Source organism: Corallococcus caeni (genome assembly GCF_036245865.1).
In the GTDB taxonomy this organism is placed as follows: domain Bacteria; phylum Myxococcota; class Myxococcia; order Myxococcales; family Myxococcaceae; genus Corallococcus; species Corallococcus caeni.
In genome coordinates this window covers 364,681-385,116 of sequence record NZ_BTTW01000001.1, presented here as the reverse complement: position 1 = coordinate 385,116, position 20,436 = coordinate 364,681, and the positions used below count along the sequence as shown (strand labels likewise).

20 protein-coding genes are annotated in these 20,436 nt (G+C 70.8%); 12 read left to right on the top strand and 8 right to left on the bottom strand.

Translation table 11 applies throughout. The features are described from left to right. Positions 1-34 precede the first annotated feature (34 nt). The 3 genes from AABA78_RS01600 (at position 35) to AABA78_RS01590 (ending at position 4,062) form a co-directional block, all read left to right on the top strand. Positions 35-2,707, top strand: a complete 2,673-nt coding sequence (locus AABA78_RS01600; protein WP_338261322.1) for an LPS-assembly protein LptD — start codon at positions 35-37, stop codon at positions 2,705-2,707. A gap of 71 nt (positions 2,708-2,778) precedes the next feature. Further along, positions 2,779-3,129 (top strand): helix-turn-helix domain-containing protein, encoded by a 351-nt coding sequence (locus AABA78_RS01595; protein WP_014398120.1) that lies wholly within the window; start codon positions 2,779-2,781, stop codon positions 3,127-3,129. 153 nt (positions 3,130-3,282) lie between these two features. Further along, a complete protein-coding gene (locus tag AABA78_RS01590) occupies positions 3,283-4,062 on the top strand; it encodes a TetR/AcrR family transcriptional regulator (protein ID WP_338261321.1) in 780 nt (259 codons plus the stop codon). Positions 4,063-4,101: 39 nt separating this feature from the next. Here AABA78_RS01590 and AABA78_RS01585 read toward each other — a convergent pair whose 3' ends face one another. After that, positions 4,102-5,172 (bottom strand): M23 family metallopeptidase, encoded by a 1,071-nt coding sequence (locus tag AABA78_RS01585; RefSeq protein WP_338261320.1) that lies wholly within the window; start codon positions 5,170-5,172, stop codon positions 4,102-4,104. A gap of 315 nt (positions 5,173-5,487) precedes the next feature. On the opposite strand from AABA78_RS01585, the gene AABA78_RS01580 reads away from it, so the two are divergent. The 8 genes from AABA78_RS01580 to AABA78_RS01545 all read left to right on the top strand — a co-directional run bounded on the left by AABA78_RS01580 (position 5,488) and on the right by AABA78_RS01545 (position 9,814). Continuing rightward, positions 5,488-6,000: a hypothetical protein gene (locus AABA78_RS01580; protein ID WP_338261319.1), complete on the top strand. Its 513-nt coding sequence runs from the start codon at positions 5,488-5,490 to the stop codon at positions 5,998-6,000. Positions 6,001-6,026: 26 nt separating this feature from the next. After that, entirely contained in the window at positions 6,027-6,791 is a 765-nt protein-coding gene (locus AABA78_RS01575; protein WP_120527520.1) for an endonuclease/exonuclease/phosphatase family protein, read from the top strand. 163 nt (positions 6,792-6,954) lie between these two features. Continuing rightward, the gene (locus AABA78_RS01570) at positions 6,955-7,428 is read left to right on the top strand and encodes a phage holin family protein (RefSeq protein ID WP_120527521.1); all 474 of its coding nucleotides are present in this window, start codon (positions 6,955-6,957) and stop codon (positions 7,426-7,428) included. After that, positions 7,418-7,627: a DUF3618 domain-containing protein gene (locus AABA78_RS01565; protein WP_120527522.1), complete on the top strand. Its 210-nt coding sequence runs from the start codon at positions 7,418-7,420 to the stop codon at positions 7,625-7,627. Before AABA78_RS01570 ends, AABA78_RS01565 begins: the two co-directional genes overlap by 11 nt. 71 nt (positions 7,628-7,698) lie before the next feature. Continuing rightward, positions 7,699-7,893, top strand: coding sequence for a hypothetical protein (locus AABA78_RS01560; protein WP_120527523.1), 195 nt, complete (start codon positions 7,699-7,701; stop codon positions 7,891-7,893). A 28-nt stretch (positions 7,894-7,921) separates the two neighbouring features. Next, complete coding sequence (locus AABA78_RS01555; protein WP_171417770.1) at positions 7,922-8,302, top strand: hypothetical protein; 381 nt, start codon at positions 7,922-7,924, stop codon at positions 8,300-8,302. Positions 8,303-8,355: 53 nt separating this feature from the next. Beyond that, positions 8,356-8,667, top strand: coding sequence for a hypothetical protein (locus tag AABA78_RS01550; RefSeq protein ID WP_338261318.1), 312 nt, complete (start codon positions 8,356-8,358; stop codon positions 8,665-8,667). A 139-nt stretch (positions 8,668-8,806) separates the two neighbouring features. Further along, positions 8,807-9,814, top strand: coding sequence for a hypothetical protein (locus AABA78_RS01545; protein WP_338261317.1), 1,008 nt, complete (start codon positions 8,807-8,809; stop codon positions 9,812-9,814). A gap of 6 nt (positions 9,815-9,820) precedes the next feature. Here AABA78_RS01545 and AABA78_RS01540 read toward each other — a convergent pair whose 3' ends face one another. Beyond that, on the bottom strand, positions 9,821-10,687 hold the full coding sequence (locus AABA78_RS01540) for a hypothetical protein (protein WP_338261316.1): 867 nt from the start codon (positions 10,685-10,687) through the stop codon (positions 9,821-9,823). 108 nt (positions 10,688-10,795) lie between these two features. Here AABA78_RS01540 and AABA78_RS01535 point away from each other — a divergent pair, with 108 nt between their 5' ends. After that, positions 10,796-13,402: a CHASE2 domain-containing protein gene (locus AABA78_RS01535; RefSeq protein WP_338261315.1), complete on the top strand. Its 2,607-nt coding sequence runs from the start codon at positions 10,796-10,798 to the stop codon at positions 13,400-13,402. Positions 13,403-13,435: 33 nt separating this feature from the next. On the opposite strand, the gene AABA78_RS01530 is transcribed toward AABA78_RS01535, so the two are convergent. The 6 genes from AABA78_RS01530 to nuoD form a co-directional block, all read right to left on the bottom strand. Next, positions 13,436-14,503, bottom strand: coding sequence for an alpha/beta hydrolase family protein (locus AABA78_RS01530; RefSeq protein ID WP_338261314.1), 1,068 nt, complete (start codon positions 14,501-14,503; stop codon positions 13,436-13,438). A gap of 17 nt (positions 14,504-14,520) precedes the next feature. Beyond that, positions 14,521-14,883: a (2Fe-2S) ferredoxin domain-containing protein gene (locus tag AABA78_RS01525; RefSeq protein ID WP_338261313.1), complete on the bottom strand. Its 363-nt coding sequence runs from the start codon at positions 14,881-14,883 to the stop codon at positions 14,521-14,523. Between the two features lie 167 nt (positions 14,884-15,050). Continuing rightward, positions 15,051-15,815 (bottom strand): NuoI/complex I 23 kDa subunit family protein, encoded by a 765-nt coding sequence (locus AABA78_RS01520; RefSeq protein ID WP_338261312.1) that lies wholly within the window; start codon positions 15,813-15,815, stop codon positions 15,051-15,053. Between the two features lie 27 nt (positions 15,816-15,842). After that, a complete protein-coding gene (locus AABA78_RS01515) occupies positions 15,843-17,288 on the bottom strand; it encodes a complex I subunit 1/NuoH family protein (protein WP_338261311.1) in 1,446 nt (481 codons plus the stop codon). Between the two features lie 2 nt (positions 17,289-17,290). After that, a complete protein-coding gene (locus AABA78_RS01510; RefSeq protein ID WP_338261310.1) occupies positions 17,291-19,180 on the bottom strand; it encodes an NADH-quinone oxidoreductase subunit G in 1,890 nt (629 codons plus the stop codon). Next, entirely contained in the window at positions 19,177-20,436 is a 1,260-nt protein-coding gene (gene nuoD, locus AABA78_RS01505; protein WP_338261309.1) for an NADH dehydrogenase (quinone) subunit D, read from the bottom strand. Before nuoD ends, AABA78_RS01510 begins: the two co-directional genes overlap by 4 nt.

Below are 20,436 nucleotides of genomic sequence, written 5' to 3'. Positions count from 1 at the left end.
TGCCGGCACGGCGCCCACCGCCCACGCCTCCCGAATGTCCTTCCTTGCTCCGGTCGCCCTGACGCTCTGGGTGGCGGCCCAGATTCCGCTGGCCACGCAGGTGGAGCTGCCCACCGGCGAGACCGTGGAGCTGGCGGCCGACTACGTCGTCTACGAAAACGACGTCCTCACCGCCCGGGGCCACTGCGAATTGCGCAGCGGCCCCAACGTGCTGCGCGCGGACGAGGTGACGTACAGCGAGGCCACGCAGGTGGCCACCGCCACCGGCAACGTGATGTTCGTCAGCGGCCTGATGGCCGCCATCGCGGACGACGTGCGCGTGGACCTGCGCTCCAACGAGGCCAACGTGAAGGGCGGCCTCTTCATGCAGAAGAAGGGCGTCACCCCCGAAGCGCTCCAGGCCGCCAAGACGCCGGACGAGCTGCGCAAGATGGGGGAGACCCCCGTCCTCATGAGCGGCACGCGCATCCGCCGCACCGGGGAGACGGCCTTCTCCGTGGACGGCCTGGCCTTCACCCCGTGCCAGTGCGGTCCCGGTGAGCCCAGCTGGCGCGTGGAGGCGAAGGAGGCCAACGTGAAGATGGGCGAGCGCGCCATCCTCACCTGGCCCGTGGTGTACGTGCGCTCGGTGCCGGTGTTCGCGCTGCCGTGGCTGTACCTGCCCCTGGCCGAGCGCCGCTCCGGCCTGCTCATCCCCCGGCCGTCCAACTCCGGCCTCAACGGCTTCGCGCTGGACGCGCCCGTCTTCGTCACGCTGGGGGAGAGCTACGACATGACGTTCACCCCGGGCATCATCACGGGCAGCGGCGACATCGACGGGCCCCGCAAGAACGAGGACGGCTCTTTCATCAAGGAGCCCCGACCCAATGGCGTGAAGGGACCCCGGTTGCTCACCGAGTTCCGCTACGTCCCCAGCGACCACACGCGCGGCCGGGCCACGCTGGGCTTCCTGTACGACCTGCGGCCCCGGCTCAACCCCACCACCTTCGCCTTCTTCCGCGAGCGGGGTGATCCGGTCGGCGCCATCGTTGACGTGAAGCGCGGCCTGCGGGGCGAGGCCTCCTGGCAGCACACGCAGGACCTGGGCGACGGCTGGCATGACCGGGTGGACGCGTACTTCGTGTCGGACGGCTTCTACACGCGCGACCTCACCGCCGACCTGCTGGTGCAGAACTACAACTACCTGCGCAGCACCGCGGTCGTGTACCAGCGCAAGGACGACCGCTACCTGGGGCTGGACGTGTCGCTGCGCCAGGACCTGCGCTACCCCTTCCGCTTCTTCCAGACGAACACCATCCCCGCCGAGGCCACGGCGGACAACGTCGCCACCAACCCCCACGGCCCGACGACGTTCCAGCGCCTCCCGGCCCTCACCCTGGCCCTGCCCCAGCGGCCCCTCTTCGGCGGGCGCGTGGTGGGCGGCCTCCACGTGGAGTACAGCCGGCTGGCGCCCCTGCGCAGCGGAGGCTTCGCGGACGACGGCTTCGACGCGAACTTCGCGCCCCTGCGCCTGTTCCGTCCGGAAGGCTACCCGCTGGAGTACAACTACTTCGCGCTGCCCCAGGACATCCTGGAGGGCAACGGCCGCTACGACCCCATGGAGCGCGAGGGCCGCGACCGCGTGCTGCTGTCCCCGGGCCTGTCCACGTCCTACGGGCTGGGCATGTGGGGCCGGCTGACGCCTTCTGTGGGGCTGCGCCAGGCCGTGTCCGTGGGCGAGGTCTCCGGCCGCACCGCCTCGCGCGGCTACCCGCTGGCGGACCTGGTGCTGGACTCGCAACTGGCGCGCACCTTCACGGACGGCGACACGCTCTATCGCCACACACTGGCCCCGTCGGTGAGCCTGCGCTACGTGCCCGGCGGCTGGGGCGCGGGGCTCACCGCCCTGAAGTCCAACGGCTCCGGCACGCTGCCCCTCATCTACGACGAGTGGGACTCCGCGGTGCCCCTCAAGTCCGACGGCCGCGTGCGCGGTTTCTTCCACGCCGTGGTCGCCGTGGACCAGACGTTGCGCGTCCGCAAGGGGCCCACCACCCGCGAACCGCTGCGCCTGCGCATCGGCCAGGGCTTCGACCTGTCCCGCATCGCGCCCGTGGCGGGCCGGGACACGGTGCAGGGCAGCGTCGTGCGCGACACCTTCGCGCGCCTGTCCGCCAGCGCCGGCGTCCTCACCGCGGGCGCGGTCGTGCGCATGGATCCCACGACGCGAGACCTCACCCAGCTGTCCGCGGACTTCACCATCGACAACGGCAAGGGCAACGCGCTGTACGCTCGCTACGACGACCTGCTCGCCGTGAAACAATTGTCAATTGACCGTGGGTTGGATCCCTTGGCACAGGGACCTGATTTCGTACGGCGGGGCGTGGACATGCTGGTGGGAGACGCACCTCGTCCCCTGCCGTCCCACAACGACCAGGTCGACCCCTCTCCGACCGAACGGGCACAGGCTCTCACTGCCGGTACGCGAATCAAACTCGGATTCGGGCTCGGATTGCGATACGAAGCGTTGGTGCAACCGCTTTATAAGGATCCGATTTCCCAGGAAAGTCAGCCTCTTGCACAGCAGACATTTGGCGTGTCCTACGGACCCGCCTGTGACTGCTGGCGCATCGAGGGGGTGGTGATCCTGCGGCGCAATCAGTCGCCGGAATTCGCCGGCGTTAATCTGAGTGTGGCCGGTTTCGGGTCCTTCGGGTCGGGAGGATAGGAATCACCCGCCGTACGCGAGCGTTGCACTCACCTCGAAACATCCCCCAGAGGACAGAGGAGAAGTACTTCGTGTCGGATCTCGGAAAAAGAATTGGTCAGCGCATTCGCGAGCTTCGCACGCAGCGCCCGGAGCGATGGACGCAGGAGGAGCTCGCGGAGCGTGCGCAGATCAGCGTGTCCTTCCTGTCGATGATCGAGCGCGGCGAGCGTGTGCCTCATGTGGAGACCCTGGCGGCGCTTTCCAACGCCCTCAGCGTCAGCCTCGGTGAGCTCTTCACGGGCACCGAGCAGACCCCTGCCCAGACGGAGGACCTGCTGCGTCCGCTGTCGGATTTCGCCCGGGCGCGTGGCCTGAATGCGCGCGACGTGGACCGCCTGCTCGGCGTGGCCCGCGTGATGTTCAACGGCTCGGCGGCCTGATACCCCTCCCGGGGAGGGACCTTCCCCGAACGTGTCCCTTCCGCCCGCCACCCCCTCGGCGAGGCGGAGGGTCCCACGTAAGGATTGACCCCGGGGCCCCGCGTCCGTAGCGTGGCTGGCTGATTCTCGAATCAACCAGCCGTGGGAGGATGCGTGGGCCAGCAGAAGACGGCGCCAGAGAGCGGGACGCGGGAGAGTGAGCGCCGCCGCACCATCCTGCGAGCCGCCATCGACGTGTTCGCCCGCAAGGGCTACCACGGCTGCCGCATCGCGGACGTCGCCAAGGAGGCGGGCGTCGCGTACGGACTCGTCTACCACTACTTCAAGAACAAGGACGAGCTGCTGGAGACCGTCTTCGAGACGGGCTGGAGCGGCTTCATCGCCCGCGCGCGCGCCGTCGCCGAGAGCGAGGGCCCGCTGGTGGACAAGGTCCGCCGCATCGCGGACGTGGCCTTCGAGGCCTACCGCGTGGACCCCCGCGCGGTGAAGGTGCTCATCCTGGAGATTGCCCGTTCCCCGGCCGGCGCCCGCATCAACCGGCAGACGGCCTTCGTGGACGTCATCCGCCTGAGCGCGCAGATGTTCACCCACGCGAAGGAGGCGGGGGAGCTGCGCCCGGACGTGGATCCGCTGCTCGCGTCCGCGCTGCTCTTCGGCTCCATCGAAATGGGGCTCACCGCGTTCGTCGTGGGGCTGGCGGACGCGCGCGACACGGCGATGCTCGAGCGCGCCAAGGCGCAGATCGCCGACTCCTTCCTCCACGGCGTGCTGCTGGGAGGCGCGTCCCCCAAGGCCGAGCCCGCGAAGCACCACGAGCCCTCGAAGCATGAGGCCGTGAAGCACGAGCCGGCGAAGCACGAGCCCGCGCCGGACGCAGCCCCGCCGAAGCGCGAGAAGGCCGCGCCGAAGGCCCGGGCCCCCAAGCGCGGCTGACGCCTCACGGGGCCCGGAGCTCGGGGCCCGCGCGGCGCGCTACGGATTGCCCAGGCCCGGCGTGTTGGTGGCCACGCCCGGGGCTTCCGGGGCGCCGGTGAAGTCCAGCTTGAGCAGCGTCTGGCCATCCACCCACCGGTCATCCGCCTTCACGCCCCAGTGCAGGTGCGGGCCGGTGACGCGGCCGGTGCTGCCCACCAGGCCCAGCGCGTCGCCCTGCTTCACCGTCGCGCCGTCCTTCACGTCGATGCGCGACAGGTGGAAGTACGCGGTGTAGAGCCCCGCGCCGTGGTGCACGAGCACGGTGTTTCCGGACGCGTAGTTGTCGCGCACCATCACCACCGTGCCGTCGTTGGCGGCGACCACCGGAGAGCCCGTGGCGCCGTCCAGGTCCACGCCGAAGTGCTGCGTCTGCAGCTTGCCGTTGAACGAGCGGCGGTCGCCGTAGGGCGCCGTCACCGTGGCCTCGCGCGGCCAGGCGAAGTTCTGGCCGAACAGCGGCGCCCGGAAGGGCTGCGCGAACGCCGCGGCGAACGCCTTGCGGTCCGCCTCCATGCGCGCCTTCACCGCCTTGGGCGGCGACACGTACTTGCTGGCCACGCGCAGCTCGCGCTCGCGGAAGCCGGGAGAACCCACGGTGAGCGCGCCGGACAGCAGCACCGGCAGGCCGCGCCCGGCGGCCGTGACGTCCACCGGCACGGTGCCCTCCGGCTGCTCCACCGGGAGGCTGGTGAGGGCCGCGTAGCCGTCGTTCCACGCGAAGAAGCGCAGGGGCCGGCCCGCGAGCGTCCCCGTGGGGAGCGCGGACGCGCCGCTCACCGTCACCAGCACCGGGTCACCCGGCTTCGGGTGGGCGGGCTGGAGCGACAGGCGCGGCCCGTCCACGGGCTTCACCTTCAGCGGCGCCAGCTCCCCCTGGACCACGGCGCCCGGCGTGGGCGCGCCCGGGGCGCGGGTGCCGGACGCGGCGGGCGGGGCCGTGGAGCCCGGCACGCTGCCCGTCACCACGGCGGAGGACGCGGCGGGCGGGGCGGCGGCGAGCGCCGGAGCCCCGGTGGCGAGCAGGGCGAGGACGAAGACGCGGGGGGCAGAGGGGGTCCGGGCGGGCATGGGCCGTTCTTTACACCACGCACGCGCGGAACCTTCCCGGACCGGCGTCGGGCGTGTTGGCTGTCTGCTTCTCTGCCCGGAAGGGCTCGCATGGATGCCACCTGCTCGACGTCTGGTCGCCCGTCCCGCGGGCAGGCCCCGGATGCGTGCCATTGTCGGTACTTGGGTGCCCTGAGAGGCGAAAAGGTGTTCCTGGCCGGACGAGCGGCAGGCAGCCGTGCCGGTTCCTCGCGCGTCAAGGCGTTACGGACGGCGAGGGGCTCCCTAGCTTTCCCACATCAACGCAGCGCATCGATTTCGAAAGGGAGGGCACGCATGCCTCGCTCCTACAGCTTCGACCACTTCCAGGTTCCCAAGACGCTGCCGCCGCAGAAGCGCAGCCTGCGTCAGCGCGACAAGGAACACCTCGCCCAGTCGTCGCGCGTGACGGTGAACAACGACGAGGGCGTCCACTACGGCAAGAGCCACGCGCAGACGGAAGAGATCCTCATGGCGCGCAAGATGGAGCTCCAGCTGGAGGAGCTGGCCCGTCCGGACGCGGACGCCAAGTTCTCCCACGGGCCGGTGTCGAAGGTGAGCGGCGCCGCGAAGAAGCAGCGCAAGGCGGCCGCGTCGCCCGTCATCGGGACGACGGCGCCCATCGGGGCCCTGCCGCCCACCCAGGAGCGCCCGCCGCAGGCCCGTCTGCCGGACCTGCTCGACGAGGCGCGCCGGCAGGTGAAGGCCATCCAGACCGGCGTGGGCGACGTCGCGGCGGCCGTGCAGCGGCTGGCGACGCTGCCCCTGGAAGCGGTGCGGCTGGCGGCCCGCCGCATCATCCCGGCCTGAAACCCGAAGAGGAGGATGGACCGCGCGTGGAGCTGACCCTGGTCTCCTACAACATCCACTCCGGCATCGGCGTGGACGGAGCTTTCGACCTGGAGCGCGTGGGCGCGGTGCTCCGCGAGGTGAACGCGGACATCGTCGCCCTGCAGGAGGTGGGGGACTTCCGGGGCAAGACGCCCCGGGAGGACCAGCCCGAGCACCTGGCGCAGATGCTCGGGCTGCACATGGCCTTCGGTCCCAACGTGGTCCGCAACGGCCGCCGCTACGGCAACGCCATCCTCAGCCGGCTGCCGGTGCTCAAGTCGAAGAACTACGACCTGAGCGTGCACGGGCGCGAGCCCCGGGGCGCGTTGCGGTGCGACCTGGACCTGGGCGGGGGCAAGCAGCTGCACGTCTTCTGCCTCCACCTGGGCCTGTCCGTGAGTGAGCGGCGGCGGCAGGAGTCGCTCCTGCTGTCCGCCGACCTGCTCCGCGACGCGGCCCGCAAGGACCCCATGGTGGTGTGTGGGGATTTCAACTCCTGGGGCAACGGGCCGGTGTCCTCGCTGGTGCGCGAGGCCATCCACGACGCCGCGTTCGAGCTGGGCGCCGCCGCGCGCACGTACCCCACGCGGCTGCCCCTGTTCCGGTTGGATCGCATCTACGTGGACTCGGGCGTGCGGCCGGTGTCGGTGACGCCGCACCGCTCGCCCTTGAGCCGGGTGGCGTCGGACCACCTGCCCCTGGTGATGCGCTTCGAGGCCCCCATCTCCGTGCAGCCGCCGGTCGCGCCTCCGGTGCAGCTGATCGGCTAGGGGTGTGGCTTGGGCTAGGCTCACCCGCGTCCGGTATCTCGCGTTGAGTGGCCGACGCTGGCGAACGCCGGACAATTTCCTCGCGGCGCGGTTGTCGCGGGGAGGTGGGGTGCCTAGGTTGGCGCCCACGCGCACAGGGACGTGAGCGTCGGCCGGAGAGCGCATGCACGTGGGCAGTGAACAGACGGATCGCGGCGTCGCCGCGCTCGTCGGGCGCATGGCGGACGGCTTCAGTCGGTTGGTGACGCAGCACCTCCAGCTGGCGCGGGTGGAGTTGGCGGAGGACGCGAAGGCCATGGGCCTGGACGTGGCGAGCATCGCCGTGTTCGTGCCCTTCCTCCTCGTGGGGTACGCCTTCGTCTGCGGGGCGCTGGCGGCCGTGCTCGCTCCGTGGACGGGGTGGGCGGGTGCGCTGGCCATCGTGGGCGCGCTGAACCTGGTGGGCGGTGGCCTGGGCATCCTTCGCGCGGTGAAGCGGATGAAGTCGCGCCAGATGATGGATGACAGCGTGAGCGAGCTGTCGCGCAGCATGGCGGCGCTCACCACGGCCCGCCCGCAGGTGGCGGCGGCGCCCGGGGTGAACACGCTCAAGGACACGACGGGAATGGCTTTCAAGGAGCCGCGGGATGGCCGCTAGCAATGGACACCTGCCGCGCACGAGCGCGGCGCTTCGCGAGGAAATCGAGCGCACCCGGGCCGACCTGGCCACGTCGGTGAGCGCGCTCCGGGTGGAGGTGGCGGAGGTCACCGACTGGCGTCAGTGGGTGCGCAAGCATCCCTATGCCTGCGTGGGCGGCGCCTTCCTCGTCGGTTACCTGGTGGGCTCGCGGCGCTGAACGGGCGCGGCCGGGCTGGGATGAAAAGCTTCAGGATGCAATCGGAAACGAACGCACAGCAGAGGGCTTCCATGGAAATCAATCCGCAGCAGATGGCAGACCGGGCGCGGCACCTTCAGGAGCAGCTGCCGAACATGGACGAGGCGCGGCAGAACCTGGTGGACCTGAACCGTCAGGTCGTCGGCTTCATCAAGGCCAACCCGGGCACGTGCCTCTTGGGCGCCATCGCCGTGGGCTTCATCGTGGGCCGCATCGCGTCCCGCTAACCGGTTGCCTGGAAAAGGGAGCACGGACATGACGAACTACTCGGGCACGACGGGCAACGGCACGGCGGAACACGGCGAGGACGCGGGCTTCGGTCAGCGCGTGGATCAGCTGGGCTCCGACGCGCAGCAGTTCATCGACAACGCGCGCAGCGCGGTGGCGGACCTGGGGCAGTCGCTGGACCTGAAGGGGCGCGTGGAGCGCAACCCCTATGGCACGCTGGCCATCGCCGTGGGCGTGGGCTACGTGCTGGGCGGTGGCCTCTTCACGCCGCTGACCGGGCGCATCCTCAAGCTGGGCGTGCGGCTGGCCGCGCTGCCCTTCGTGAAGGATGAGCTCCTGGGCATGGCGGAGTCCGCCTTCCAGGGCTACCAGACGGGTCGTGGCACGCCGCCCTCGGGCAGCGTCTAGGATTCCTGCCGCACCCCGCGTCTTTCCCCCGAAGTCATCTCACGGAGTCGGACATGCTGAGCCTGAAGGATTTGAAGAAGCTGGACAGGGACGACGTGCTGGACCTCCTCGGCCTGGAGACGCGCCGCACGACGGCGGAGTCGGCGCTGCCAGCGCTGGGCATCTTCGCGGCCGGCGTGCTGGTGGGCGTGGGCGTGGGCATGCTGCTCGCGGACAAGCCGGGCACGGAGCTGCGCGGCGACCTGCGCCAGCGCATCCAGGGCGGCCAGGACAAGCTGGCGACGGCCATCAACAACGCGCGCGGCACGGAGACCCAGCAGGGCGCGGGCTCCACGGTGCCGCCGGGTTCCCGCACCACGACCTGATTCCAGGGCGTGCGTGAAGTGCACAGAGGGCCTCTTCCCGTGGAAGCGCGGGGAGGGGCCTTCGTGTTTGCTCGGGGGGCAGGGCGGATGGCCTAGGATGCGCGTCGATGCGAGGTCCTTCGCATCAGGAGCAGATCCCGTGAGCGCGGCGAAGAAGCGACCGACAACCGGCACGAAACCGCCCGAGGCGACGCAGCCGTCGCGACACGACACGCCCGTGGACACGCCGGCGGTCGGCGAGTCCGCGCCGCTCCCCGTGCGAAACACAGACACGCAGTGGGCCGCCGGACCCGAGGGCGCGCTGGGACAGTTGCGCGCGCTGGAGACGCTGGAGTCCACCTACGACGCCTGGGCGGAGCTCAAGCGCGAGCACGCGGCCTCCGTCATCCAGTTCCGCGAGGAGCAGGCCCGGCTCACGCAGCAGGGCTCGTTCCTCCTGGGCGCGGTGCGCGCCGCGGGCATGGACGCGAACTCGACGACTCCGGGACTCCAGCCCCAGGGCGCGGCCAGCGACTTCCTCCGCGACGCGGAAGCCAAGCTCGCCAGGGCCCGTGATGCTGTCTCCCAGCGCGAAGCGGAGAGCGAAGCCCGCTACCAGGCCGCGTTCACGGAGGTCCGCGCCACGCTCCTGGACCGCGTTCAGCGCTACCTCCAGCGCAGCCGCCCGCACCTCACGCTGCTGCTTCGCCGCGTGGGCGCGGAGCGCTCCATCCTCCACGTCGCGCGCGTGCAGCCGGATGAGGCCGTGCTGCTCTGCTACCTCCTCACGCAGCGGGTGCCGTCCCGCTACGGCTTCCTCTTCGACGACTCCACCGAGGACCTGGCACTCCCGCCCGCGCCGCTCTACGCGGAGGAGTCCGTCGCCTCCGACGCCGTGCGCCCGGACGCACCGGGCCTCTTGCGCGTCATCGACGCCAGCGCGGACGTCCTGCCGCTCAAGGGCTTCATCCCCCTGCGCGTGCCCAGGCCCGGAGGAGGGGAGGACTTCTTCCGCCTCCTCCAGCGCGGCGCCGTGATGGAGGTGGAGATCGCGGATGGCTCGGACTTCCGCAGCATCCTCACCCGCGAAGAGTCGGAGCGCTTCGCGGGCCACCTCCTGCGCCTCAAGCTCGAGGAGCGCATCGGCCTGGACATCGAGGCCGGGTAGACAGGCTCAGTTCGTCCGGACGATGCCCACTTCCGCGGTGCCCGCCATGACGACGCTGCCCAGGAAGAGGTTGTCGGACTCCGGGCCGCCCATGCGCACGGCCTGGAAGATGACCAGGTAGGTCTGCTTCGGGTTCGGGAACGCCGTGGCGGGAATCGTCACGCGCGCCTCGCGGAACGTCGCGGGCGTCGCCGCCAGCTGGAGGAATTCCACCGGCGTCGTCGGCACGTTCGAGTACGTCGCCTGGCCCTTCTCCCCGTTCGCGCCCAGCGGCACCACCGTCACGAAGCCCAGCGTGCGGTCCTGGCTCGGCGGAGGCGCCGGCCGGTCGAACGCGAACGCCGTGTTCGCGTTGATCCGCACGAAGCCCTCCGCCGGGTGGAACGCCGGGATGGCCTCCTTCGTCGGCGAGTCCTCCACCCGCGCCTCGTACTTCGTCCCGCCCTGCTCCGCGAAGAACGAATAGGTGGCGCCCGACGTGTACTTCAGGTCGTCCGTGGAGTCGCTCGTCACGCCGTAGCTGCCGCCGCCCTGGCCGTTGAGCGGAACGCCCGCCGCGCTCCCCGCCCGCAGCGTCACGGTGGCCCCGCTCAGGCCCTCCGGCTGCGCGTTCTCCCCGGACTTCGTCCCGAAGAACACGAACGCCGCCGTCTGCCCGGGGAAGGACACCACGTCCCCTCCGTCCGGGCCGCCGTAGGTCCCCGCGTCGTAGCCCGCCAGCGCGGACGCGGACACGTCCACCTGCGGCGTCGCGAGCAGGGTGCCCACCATCACGTGGTCCGCCGTAATCTGATTGGTCGTCTTCTCCAGGTCGCAGGCGAGCGGCGACAGCACGGACACGGTGGCGAGGGCGGACAGCAACAGGCGTTTCATGGGCACTCTCTTGAACGGGGCACGGATGAACAGGTGACAGCAGCCAACCATACCGCGCGTGTTGACCCATAGGCGCGGGGCCGCGACGGGGTATCCTGCACGCCGCTCGTGCAACGCCTCCGCATCCACTCCTCCGGCCGCCGCTTCCTCCACCGGCTCGGCTTCTCGCTCGTCATGGCGGCCCTGTTCGGCTGCCTGCTGGGCCTGCTCGTCTCCCAGCGCGTCACAGGCCCCACGCGGCCGGACGACACACCCGCCCCCCTGCTGTCGCCCTCCGGCTTCATCGACGGCATCTCCGTGTGGCTCGACGGCGGCGAACGCGTCTTCTACGACTGGCGCATCCGCCAGCTCGGCGAGGTCTCCGAGCGCTCCGACCGCGTGGTGCTCGTCTCGATCGACGACGACACGCTCGCCGAAGCCCAGCAGGGCCCCCGCGCGGACATCGCCGCGTACCCGTGGCCGCGCCAGGTGATGGGCGGCATGGTCCACCGGCTGATGGAGGAGGGCGCCTCCGTGGTGATGCTGGACTTCGCCTACCCGGAGCTCAGCCCCCGCGCCTGCGTCACCCCCACGCGCTCCGGCCGGGGCGCCCTGTCCCAGGACGACGACGCGCTCCGGGCCCTGCTGGACCAGGACTCCGGCCACTCCGTGCTCGCCTTCCGCTGGGGCGCCGAGGGCACCCGCACGCTGCCCCCCACCGGCCGCCTGTGGCCTTACAGGGTCCGCCTGGGCAGCTACCCCGGCGTCACCGAGGCCCGCGCCCGCGCCCAGTCCGTGCTCGCCCTCCAGCGCCCCGCGTTCCTCATCCCCGCCGGCAAGGGCCTGGAGGTCTGGGCCGGCGTCGCGGACGAGGGCGAGGGCCGCAACCTGGGCGAGCAGCTGGGCACCGCCGCCGCGTCCATCCAGGAGCGCCGCGCCGCGGACGATGCCTTCCGCGTCGCGCCGTCGGACCTCTTCCTCGCCCTGGCCTCCGTGCAGGTGCAGGGGTTGGATCCGGAGAAGCTCCCGGAGGTGCGCCAGCTCCAGCACCCGGTGACGCCGCTGCTCAGCCCGGCCAGCGGCTACGGCGCCACCACGCTGCCCGCGGACCCCGACGGCGTGGTGCGCGGCGTGCCCCACCTCGTCGCGTACAGCCCGCGCGGCGGTGAGCGCTATGTCCTGCCCTCGCTGCCCCTGGCCGCCGCCATGCGGCTCGCGGGCACGCAGAAGCTGCGGTACGCGGAGGGGCGCCTGTACATCGGGGACAAGTACTCCATCCCCATGGACGCGTCCGGCTACAGCCTCCTGCGCTGGGAGGCCCCGTCCGCCACGCGGGGCGCGCGCGGCCCGCTCGCCCGTTCCATCCGCGCGTGGAACGTGCTGCTCAACCTCTTCGACACGCAGGAGGCGCGGCCCGCCCGCTTCGACCACGACCTGGACGGCCGCGCCGTCATCCTCACCAACACCAGCAGCTACGCGCCCGAGCGGCGGGTGACGCCCATTGGCCCGGGCATCGCCAACGGCGCCGTGCTGGGCCAGGCGCTCGCCAACATCCTCGCGTCGGACGGCATCACCCGCGCGCCGCCGAAGGTGGACATGCTCGCCACCATGGGGCTGGCGTTCATCGGCGCGTTCCTGGCGCTGTCCTGCAGCTGGCTCTTGCGCTCCGTGGGCGGCGCCTTCCTCTTCGTCTGCGTGGCCGTGGCCGCGGGGGCGGGCTACGTGGGCGCGGCGGGGTACGTCTTCGTCCACGACAAGCTGTGGATCGCCGTGGCCGGCCCGCTGTGGTCCGGCGGGCTCGCGTTCCTCGTGACGACGATCTACGCCTTCCGCACCGAGCAGGACGTGCGCGAGTTCGTCCACAGCGCGCTGGGCCGCTACGTGAGCCCGGAGGTGGCGCGGCTGGTGGCGCGCGACGTGAGCCTGATGAAGCCGGAGCGCCGGCAGATGACGGTGTACCTCTGCGACATCGAGGGCTTCACCCGCCTGTCGCAGGCCCTGCCGCCGGAGCAGCTGGTGCCGCTGCTCAACACCTTCCTCACGGAGATGACGGCCGTGGTGCGCGCCACGGTGGGGCAGGTGGACAAGTACATCGGCGACTCGGTGCTGGCCTTCTGGGGCGCGCCCGTGCGCACGGACCGCCACGCGCACCTGGCCTGTGAGGCCGCGCTGAAGCTCCAGGCGGCGCTCGCGCAGAAGCAGCCCCTCTGGGAGAAGCAGTTCGGCCACCGGCTGGCCGTGCGCGCCGGCATCGACACGGGCGACCTGCTGGTGGGCGACATGGGCAGCGAGCTCAAGTCCCACTACACCGTCATGGGCGACGCGGTGGGCATGGCCGGCCGGCTGGAGGCGGCCAACAAGGAGTACGGCACCCAGGTGCTGGTGGGGCAGACCACCGCGCAGCTCGCCAGCGACGCGTACGTCTTCCGCGAGGTGGACCGCGTGCTCCTGCGCGACCGTCCCCAGCCCGTCCGCGTGCACGAGCTGCTGGGCCGCCGGGGCGAGTTCTCCCAGGAGAAGCAGGCGGGCATGGCCCTCTACGAGAAGGCCCTCATCGCCTACTACGGGCGCGACTTCCTGGTGGCCCAGGAGCTGTTCCGCCGCTGCACCGTGGAGCACGGCGACACCGTGGCCCGCGTCTACGTCCAGCGCTGCCAGCGCCTCATCCAGACGCCGCCGCCCGCGGACTGGGACGGCGTCATCCGCTGGGGCCGGCGCAGCACCGACAGCCGCTGAGGCGGCTGCGTCCGGCAGGGGCGCCACGGCCCTTCAGGGCCGCGTCTCGACCCGCAGGGGCACGCCGAAGCGCGCGGTGAAGAACTGGAGGAGGTGGGCGTGCTCGAACGCGACCTCCTCCGGGCGCTCCGTGAGGTGCGCGTGCTCGGGGATGATCATCAGCGACGCGTCCTGGCCCCGGGCCCGGAGCGCGCGCACGAAGACGTCCGCGTCCGACAGCGACACCTTGGGGTCTCTCGCGCCCAGCATCAGGGCGATGGGCGCCTCCACCCGGTCCACCCACGTCACGGGGGAGATGGAGCGCAGCCGCTCCGCGTCCTTCTCCGGATCGCCGTACTCGGCGGCCCGGGCGCGGCGCAGCTCTGGCGACGTCTGGGCGAGGAAGGAGGCCAGGTCCGTCTTGGCGGCCAGGGCGAAGCCCGCGTCGTAGCTGCCCGCGAAGCGCGTCATGCCCACCAGCGTCTGGTTGCCCCCGTAGCTCCACCCGAGGATGCCCAGTTTGGGGACCACGCCCTCGCGAGTGAAGCGTTGGCGCAGGCATCGGCTGGCGGCCTCCAGGTCCGTGGCGGCCTCCAAGCGCAGGGGCCCGTCGTCCGCGCGGGCCCAGTCCTCGGAGCAGCGGGTGCCCCGAACCGCCGGCTCCGCGTAGATGAAGCCCGCGCGGAGGAAGAACTCCGGACGCCAGTGGTAGCCCGGCCTGGGACAGCCCGTGGTGTAGAAGGCGAGCACGGGACACGCCCGCTCCGAGCACGAGGGCGGAACGCGCACCTGGATCCGGAAGCGGACGTCTCCGTTGTCACACGCCAGGTCCTCCACGGGCGCGGCGCTCCAGCGCAGTCGCTGCCCGGAGTCCGCCAGGACGGCCAGCAGCGTGTCCTTCAGCGCCGCGTCGGGCTCGACGCGCGGATGGCGCCGCAGCAACTCCTCGCGGGAGTCACCGTCCCGGACGAGCGCCGCCCCCACGACGCGAGGGCTGTCCGCGTCCGCATGAGCGCCCAGCACCCGCGGAGGCGGCGGGGCCACGGGCCGCGAGCACGCGCCGAGCACCAGCAGGCACCCGAGGCCTGAAAGGAGGAGGGGAGACGGGGATGCGCGGAGCACGGTCCACCTCCGGAGCCTCAGTCGTCGTCGCCGGAGTCCGGCTGGCCGAACAGCTCCCGCACCGGCGCGTCGTCCTGGATGTGCTCGGCCACCACGCGGCGCATCTTCTCCGCCGTCATCCCGGAGTAGTACACCTCTCCGGGCCACCCCATGAGCTGGTAGTCCTCCGGGGACAGCGGGTCTCGCTTGCGGCCCGTGTCCTCGCGCACCACCACGTTGGGCCCCATGTGGCAGAAGCCGTAGCAGCCGCCCCGGTACAGCTCGCAGCGGGACTGGAGCCCCTTCTCCGCCAGCGCCTCGCGCGCCGCCACGTGCACCGCGTCCGAGCCGCCCTCGCGGCAGCTGGAGCCCTTGCACACCGACATCCGGTAGCGCTTCACGGCGGGGCTCCCCGTGCCAGGCCGGCACCATGCGCATTGAAGAGCTGCAGCATCACCACATGCCCCCAGAAAAGGCTTCGGCCCGCCCTTCCCCTGACAGCGGGAAGAAGGCGGGCCGGGCTTGCGTGCGGAGGGGCGGGAAGGCCGCCCCCCCTGGCGCGGAAGGACTACTTGATGAACTTCGTCACCTGGATGGGACCCTGCTGCGTCACCACCGCGTGCCCGGCGCCCGGCTTGGCGTGGGCGCCGTGGCCCGCGCCCAGCTGCGCGGGCTTGCCGTGGTCCGCGTGGCCCTCGTGTCCCTCGCCGATGCGCGTGTGCGCCTCCTTGTGGACGTGGTGCGGCTCCGAGGAGCTGTCCCGCTTGTTCCAGGGGTCGGACGGGTGCGACACGGCCGGGCCCTTGAGCAGCTTCGGGATGTCGTAGACGAAGTTCTGCCGGTTGTACTCGGACGGCGTGTGCATGTACGTGTCCATGCGGATGGCGTCCTTCGGGCACGCCTCCACGCACAGGCCACACACGATGCAGCGCAGCTCGTCGATGACGAACTGGGTCGGGTACTTCTCGATGACCGCCGACTCGGAGTCGGAGTCCGCCGTCTCGTACTCACCCGCCTCGATGTAGATGCACTGCGCGGGGCAGATGGTCGCGCACATGTAGCAGGCCACGCAGCGCGGCTTGCCGTCCTCGCGCGGCACCAGCCGGTGAAGACCCCGGTAGCCCTCCGGATAGATGGGCTTCTCTTCCGGGTACTCCACCGTGGTCATCAGGTTCATGCCCGTGCGGTCCACCACCTGGGGGTTGGGGTCGCGCGTGCCGAACATGTTGCGGAAGAAGTGCTTGGTCGTGATGGCCAGACCGCGCAGCAGCTCCGGGATGTACATCCGCTCGCGGAGGTCCGTGCGCGGATCCTGGGAAGCATTGAACGCCATGGTGTCTTGTCTCGCTTCCGGACCGCGCTAGTGCGCGCCCGCCGGAGAATGGGAGTGGGGGTCCGCCGCGTGCGCCGGCAGGCCGTGCGCGTCGTGTCCGTGGCCGTGCGCGTCGTGCCCATGGCCGTGCGCCGCGTCGTGCGCGTCCGCCGTCTTGGAACCCGACGTCATCGTCAGTGCGACCACGAAGCCGATCTCCAGGAGGCCCACCACGCCCAGCGCGCGCAGGGACGGATCCCACAGCACCAGCGCGCCGCTGATGAACACGTTGGCCAGGCCCACGGGCAGGAGGATCTTCCAGCCCAGGTTCTGGATCTGGTCGTAGCGGAAGCGCGGGAAGGTCCAGCGAATCACCAGCTGCACCCAGATGAGCAGGATGACCTTGAGCCAGAACACCGTGCCCAGGAGCGTGCCGTACACCCAGCCGTGCTCCTGCATGAAGGGCTGCGCCGCCAGCCACTCGCCGCCGAAGGGCAGGTGGTGACCGCCGAAGAACAGCGACGTCGTCACGCCGGCCAGCACCACGACCTCCACGAACTCGGAGATCATGAACATGCCGAACTTCATGCCGGAGTACTCCACGAAGTAGCCGATGATCTCCGACTCGCCTTCCGGCGCGTCGAACGGGGCGCGCTTGGTCTCCGCGAAGGACGCCACGAAGAAGCCGATGAAGCCCAGGGGCTGGATGAAGATGCCCCACGCCGGCAGGCCCAGGTCGAAGCCGCCGTCCGTGCGCCACAGGTACTGCGCCTGGCCGGTGCCGGCGACGAGCGCGTTGCCCACGTCACCCACCAGCGTGGGCAGCTGCACGGAGGAGAAGGCCAGGAACAGGCCGACCAGCGACAGGCCCAGCGCCACCTCGTAGGAGATCATCTGCGCGGAGGCGCGCACGCCGCCCAGCAGCGCGAACTTGTTGTTGGAGGACCAGCCCGCCAGCGACGTGCCGTAGACGGCGAGCGACGCGATGGCCAGCAGGTACAGCATGCCGAAGTCCGGCGTGGCGACGACCATGTCCACCGTCTTGCCGAACACGTTCACCGTGGGCCCGGCCGGCACCACCGCGAACAGCGCGAACACCGGCGCGAAGGCGAGGATGGGGCCCAGGTTGAACAGGAAGCGGTTGGCGGTGCCGGGGACGAAGTCCTCCTTGGTCAGCATCTTCAGCACGTCGGTGATGATGTGCGGGATGCCGCCCAGGGAGCGGTTGGACAGGCCGGGGATGGCCAGACGCGCGCGGTTGGGGCCCACGCGGTCCTGCATGAACGCGCTCCACTTGCGCTCGGCGAGCGTGAGCAGCGTCGCGGTGATCATCACGAAGACGAGCATCAGGAAGATGATGTTCGTCAGGCGGCTGGCCCCCTCGAAGAGGTACTCCTCCGCCAGGTAGCCCACCAGATACGCCGAGGCCACTCCGCCAGCGACGGCGAAGACGATGGTGGCCATGGCGAACAACATGGTCAGGATGCGGCTCATGGTCAGATGCCCCTCACGCGCGGCGCGCCGAACTCGCGGTAGCCCGGCGGACGGCCGTCGGCTCCCGACGGCAGCGGATTGATGCCCGGCTTCTCCCGGTCCGGCGGAGAGGCCTTGTCCCAGTTGAACTCGGCGAACTCGGACACCTGGCCCGAGAGCGCCCGCCACACGTCGCGCGCGGAGGCGTGAGCGGCCTCGCCGCCCAGCTCGCGCGTCAGCTCCGCGGCCCACTTCCAGTGCGGCGCCGCGTCACCCTTGGGGGGGTACGCCTTGCGGAAGCGCTGGGTGATGCCGTCCTGCTGGGTGAACGTGCCCTCGTCCTCGATGTGCGCGGCGGCCGGCAGCAGCACCGTGGCCTGCGCCGTCACCGGGGACTCGTTCTGCGCCTGGACGACGAACACCTCCAGCTTCGCGACGACCTCCGCGAAGGCGGCCGCGTCCGTGGGGACCTCCGCGCCCAGCGCGTAGAGCGCCTTCACCTGACCCGCGTTGATGGCGGAGGTGAGCTCGTCGAAGCCCTTGAGCGACAGCCCCAGGCCCTTGGCGATGAGTGCCAGGCCCTGGCGGTTGGGGTTCTTGTCCGCCGTCATCAGGTAGTGGTCGGCCTTGCCCTGCGGCCGGCCGCCCACGAACACGGACGTTGCGCCCAGCACCGTCTTGGCGAACGTCAGGCCCGCGAGCAGGTCCTCGTTGGACGCGAGCGGCGAGGCCAGCACCGCGAGCTGCTTGGAGCCGGCCAGCGGCTTGAGCGCCTTCGCCGCGCCGACGGCGGCGTCCTTGCGCGTGAGCACCGGCTGCACCGTGCCGGGGGCCTGGAGGCCGCGGCCCACGCGGGCGGACAGCACGCGGCCCACGTTCAGGTCCTTGTACGACAGGCGGCCCTGGTCGCACATCCAGCTCTTGTTGATGGCCTCGTTCTCACGCGGGCGGTAGCGGTAGGTGTCCTGGGACATCCAGTCCGCGGAGATGTTGCAGCCGCGCGAGCAGCCCGTGCAGACGGACGGGGTGGCGGACAGGAACCAGGCGCGCGCCTTGAAGCGGAAGTCGCGGGAGAGCAGCGCGCCCACCGGGCACACGTCCACGGTGTTGAGCGAGTAGTTGCTGTCCAGCTCGTTGCCCGGAAACACGTCGATGCGCTCGTGGCTGCCGCGGCCGAAGACGCCCAGCTGCGGCTCCTTCGGGATCTCGTTCATGAAGCGGACGCAGCGCGTGCAGATGATGCAGCGCTCCTGGTCCAGCACGACGCGGGGCCCCAGCACCTTGCGCTTGTGCTTGAGGGCCTTGGTGCCCTCCAGGCGCGAGGGCTTGTAGTCGTACTTCATGTAGTAGTCCTGCAGCTTGCACTCACCGGCCTGGTCGCAGATGGAGCAGTCGACCGGGTGGTTGAGCAGCAGGAACTCCATCACCGCGCGCTGCTGCTCCTTGACCTTGGGGGTCGTGGTCTTGATGACCTGACCCTCGGCCATGGGCGTCTGGCAGGCGGGGACGAGCTTGGGCGCGTTGGACGCCTCGATGAGGCAGATGCGGCAGTTGGCCGCGATGGAGAGGCGCGGGTGGTAGCAGTAGTAGGGGATCTCCGAGCCGACCGTCTTGGCCGCCTCGATCATGTTGGTCCCCGGCTTCACCACGACTTCCTTGCCGTCGATGACCGCCGTCACGAAGCCCGGGTTCTTGGGCTGCGGCTTGGGCGGAGGGCCGCCGGCCGGCGCCGCCGGCTTGGGCGGAGGCGTGCCGGTGGGACCGCTGGCGGCCGCGGGCGGGTTGTCCAGCTTCGCGCCGGCGGGCGGGTTGGACGGCTCCGGGCCAATCTTGGCCGCGGGCGTGTCGGTGGGCGCGCCCTTGGGGGGCGTCTGCGCGTCACCAGTGGGCTTCTTCGTGTCGTTGTCGCTCACTGCTCGACCTCGCCGCCGATCATGTTGATGGTGTCAAAGGTGGGAACGAGGTCCGCGAGCATCTTGCCCTGGATGATGTGCGGCAGCGCCGACAGCACCGGGAAGCCCGGGGCGCGCACGTGGACCTTGTACGGGCGGCCGCGGCCGTCGCTCACCAGGTACCAGCCCAGCTCGCCGTTTGACGCCTCCGTGGCGTCGTACACTTCACCGGGGGGCACCTGGATGCCCTCCATCACCAGCTTGAAGTGCGCCATCACGCCTTCGATGGTGCCGTACACCTCCGGCTTGGGCGGCAGCGCGATGCGCCAGTCGTCCACGATGATGGGGCCCGCGGGGATGGTGGCCAGGGCCTGCCGCAGGATGCGGATGGACTGGCGCATCTCCTCCAGGCGCACGAGGTAGCGGTCGTAGTTGTCGCCGTGCTGGCCCACCACCACGTCGAAGTCGAAGCGGTCGTAGACCCAGTACGGCTGCACCTTGCGCAGGTCGTGGTCCACGCCGCACGCGCGCAGCGCGGGGCCCGTCCACCCGTAGTCGATGGCGTCCTCGGCGGTGATGACGCCGGTGCCCTTGGTGCGGTCCACGAAGATGCGGTTGCGCGTGAGCAGCCCGTCCATCTCCACGAGCAGCTCTTCGGTGCGGTCCAGCGACTTGAGGACCTTCTCCGACCACCCCTCCGGCAGGTCGCGGTTGATGCCACCCACGCGGCCGAAGCTGGTGGTGAGGCGCGCGCCGGTGAGCTCCGTGACACGGTCCTGGATGAGCTCGCGGGCCTCCATGCCGTAGAGGAACGGCGCGAAGCCGCCCATCTCCAGGCCGGTGGCGCCCACGCACGTCAGGTGGTCCGTGAGCCGGTGCAGCTCGCTGCCGATGACGCGGATGTACTGGGCGCGCTCCGGGATCTCCAGGCCGATGAGCTTCTCCACGGCGTTGAGGAACCCGAAGTTGTTCATCATCGCGGACAGGTAGTTGAGCCGGTCCGTGTACGGCAGGCACTGCGTCCAGGTGACGTTCTCGCAGCTCTTCTGGAAGCCGCGGTGGAGGAAGCCGATCTCCGGGTCGATCTTGACGATGGTCTCACCCTCGAGCTCCACCTTCAGCCGCACGGTGCCGTGCGTGGCCGGGTGGGAGGGGCCCATGTTGATGACCATGTTCTTCGTCTGGAAGTGCGACTCCAGCTCCGACTCCTCGTGGGCGAACCCATCGGTGTCGGGGTTGTGGGGCTTCTGCGCGTCGATGTTGTGGCTGTCGGACAT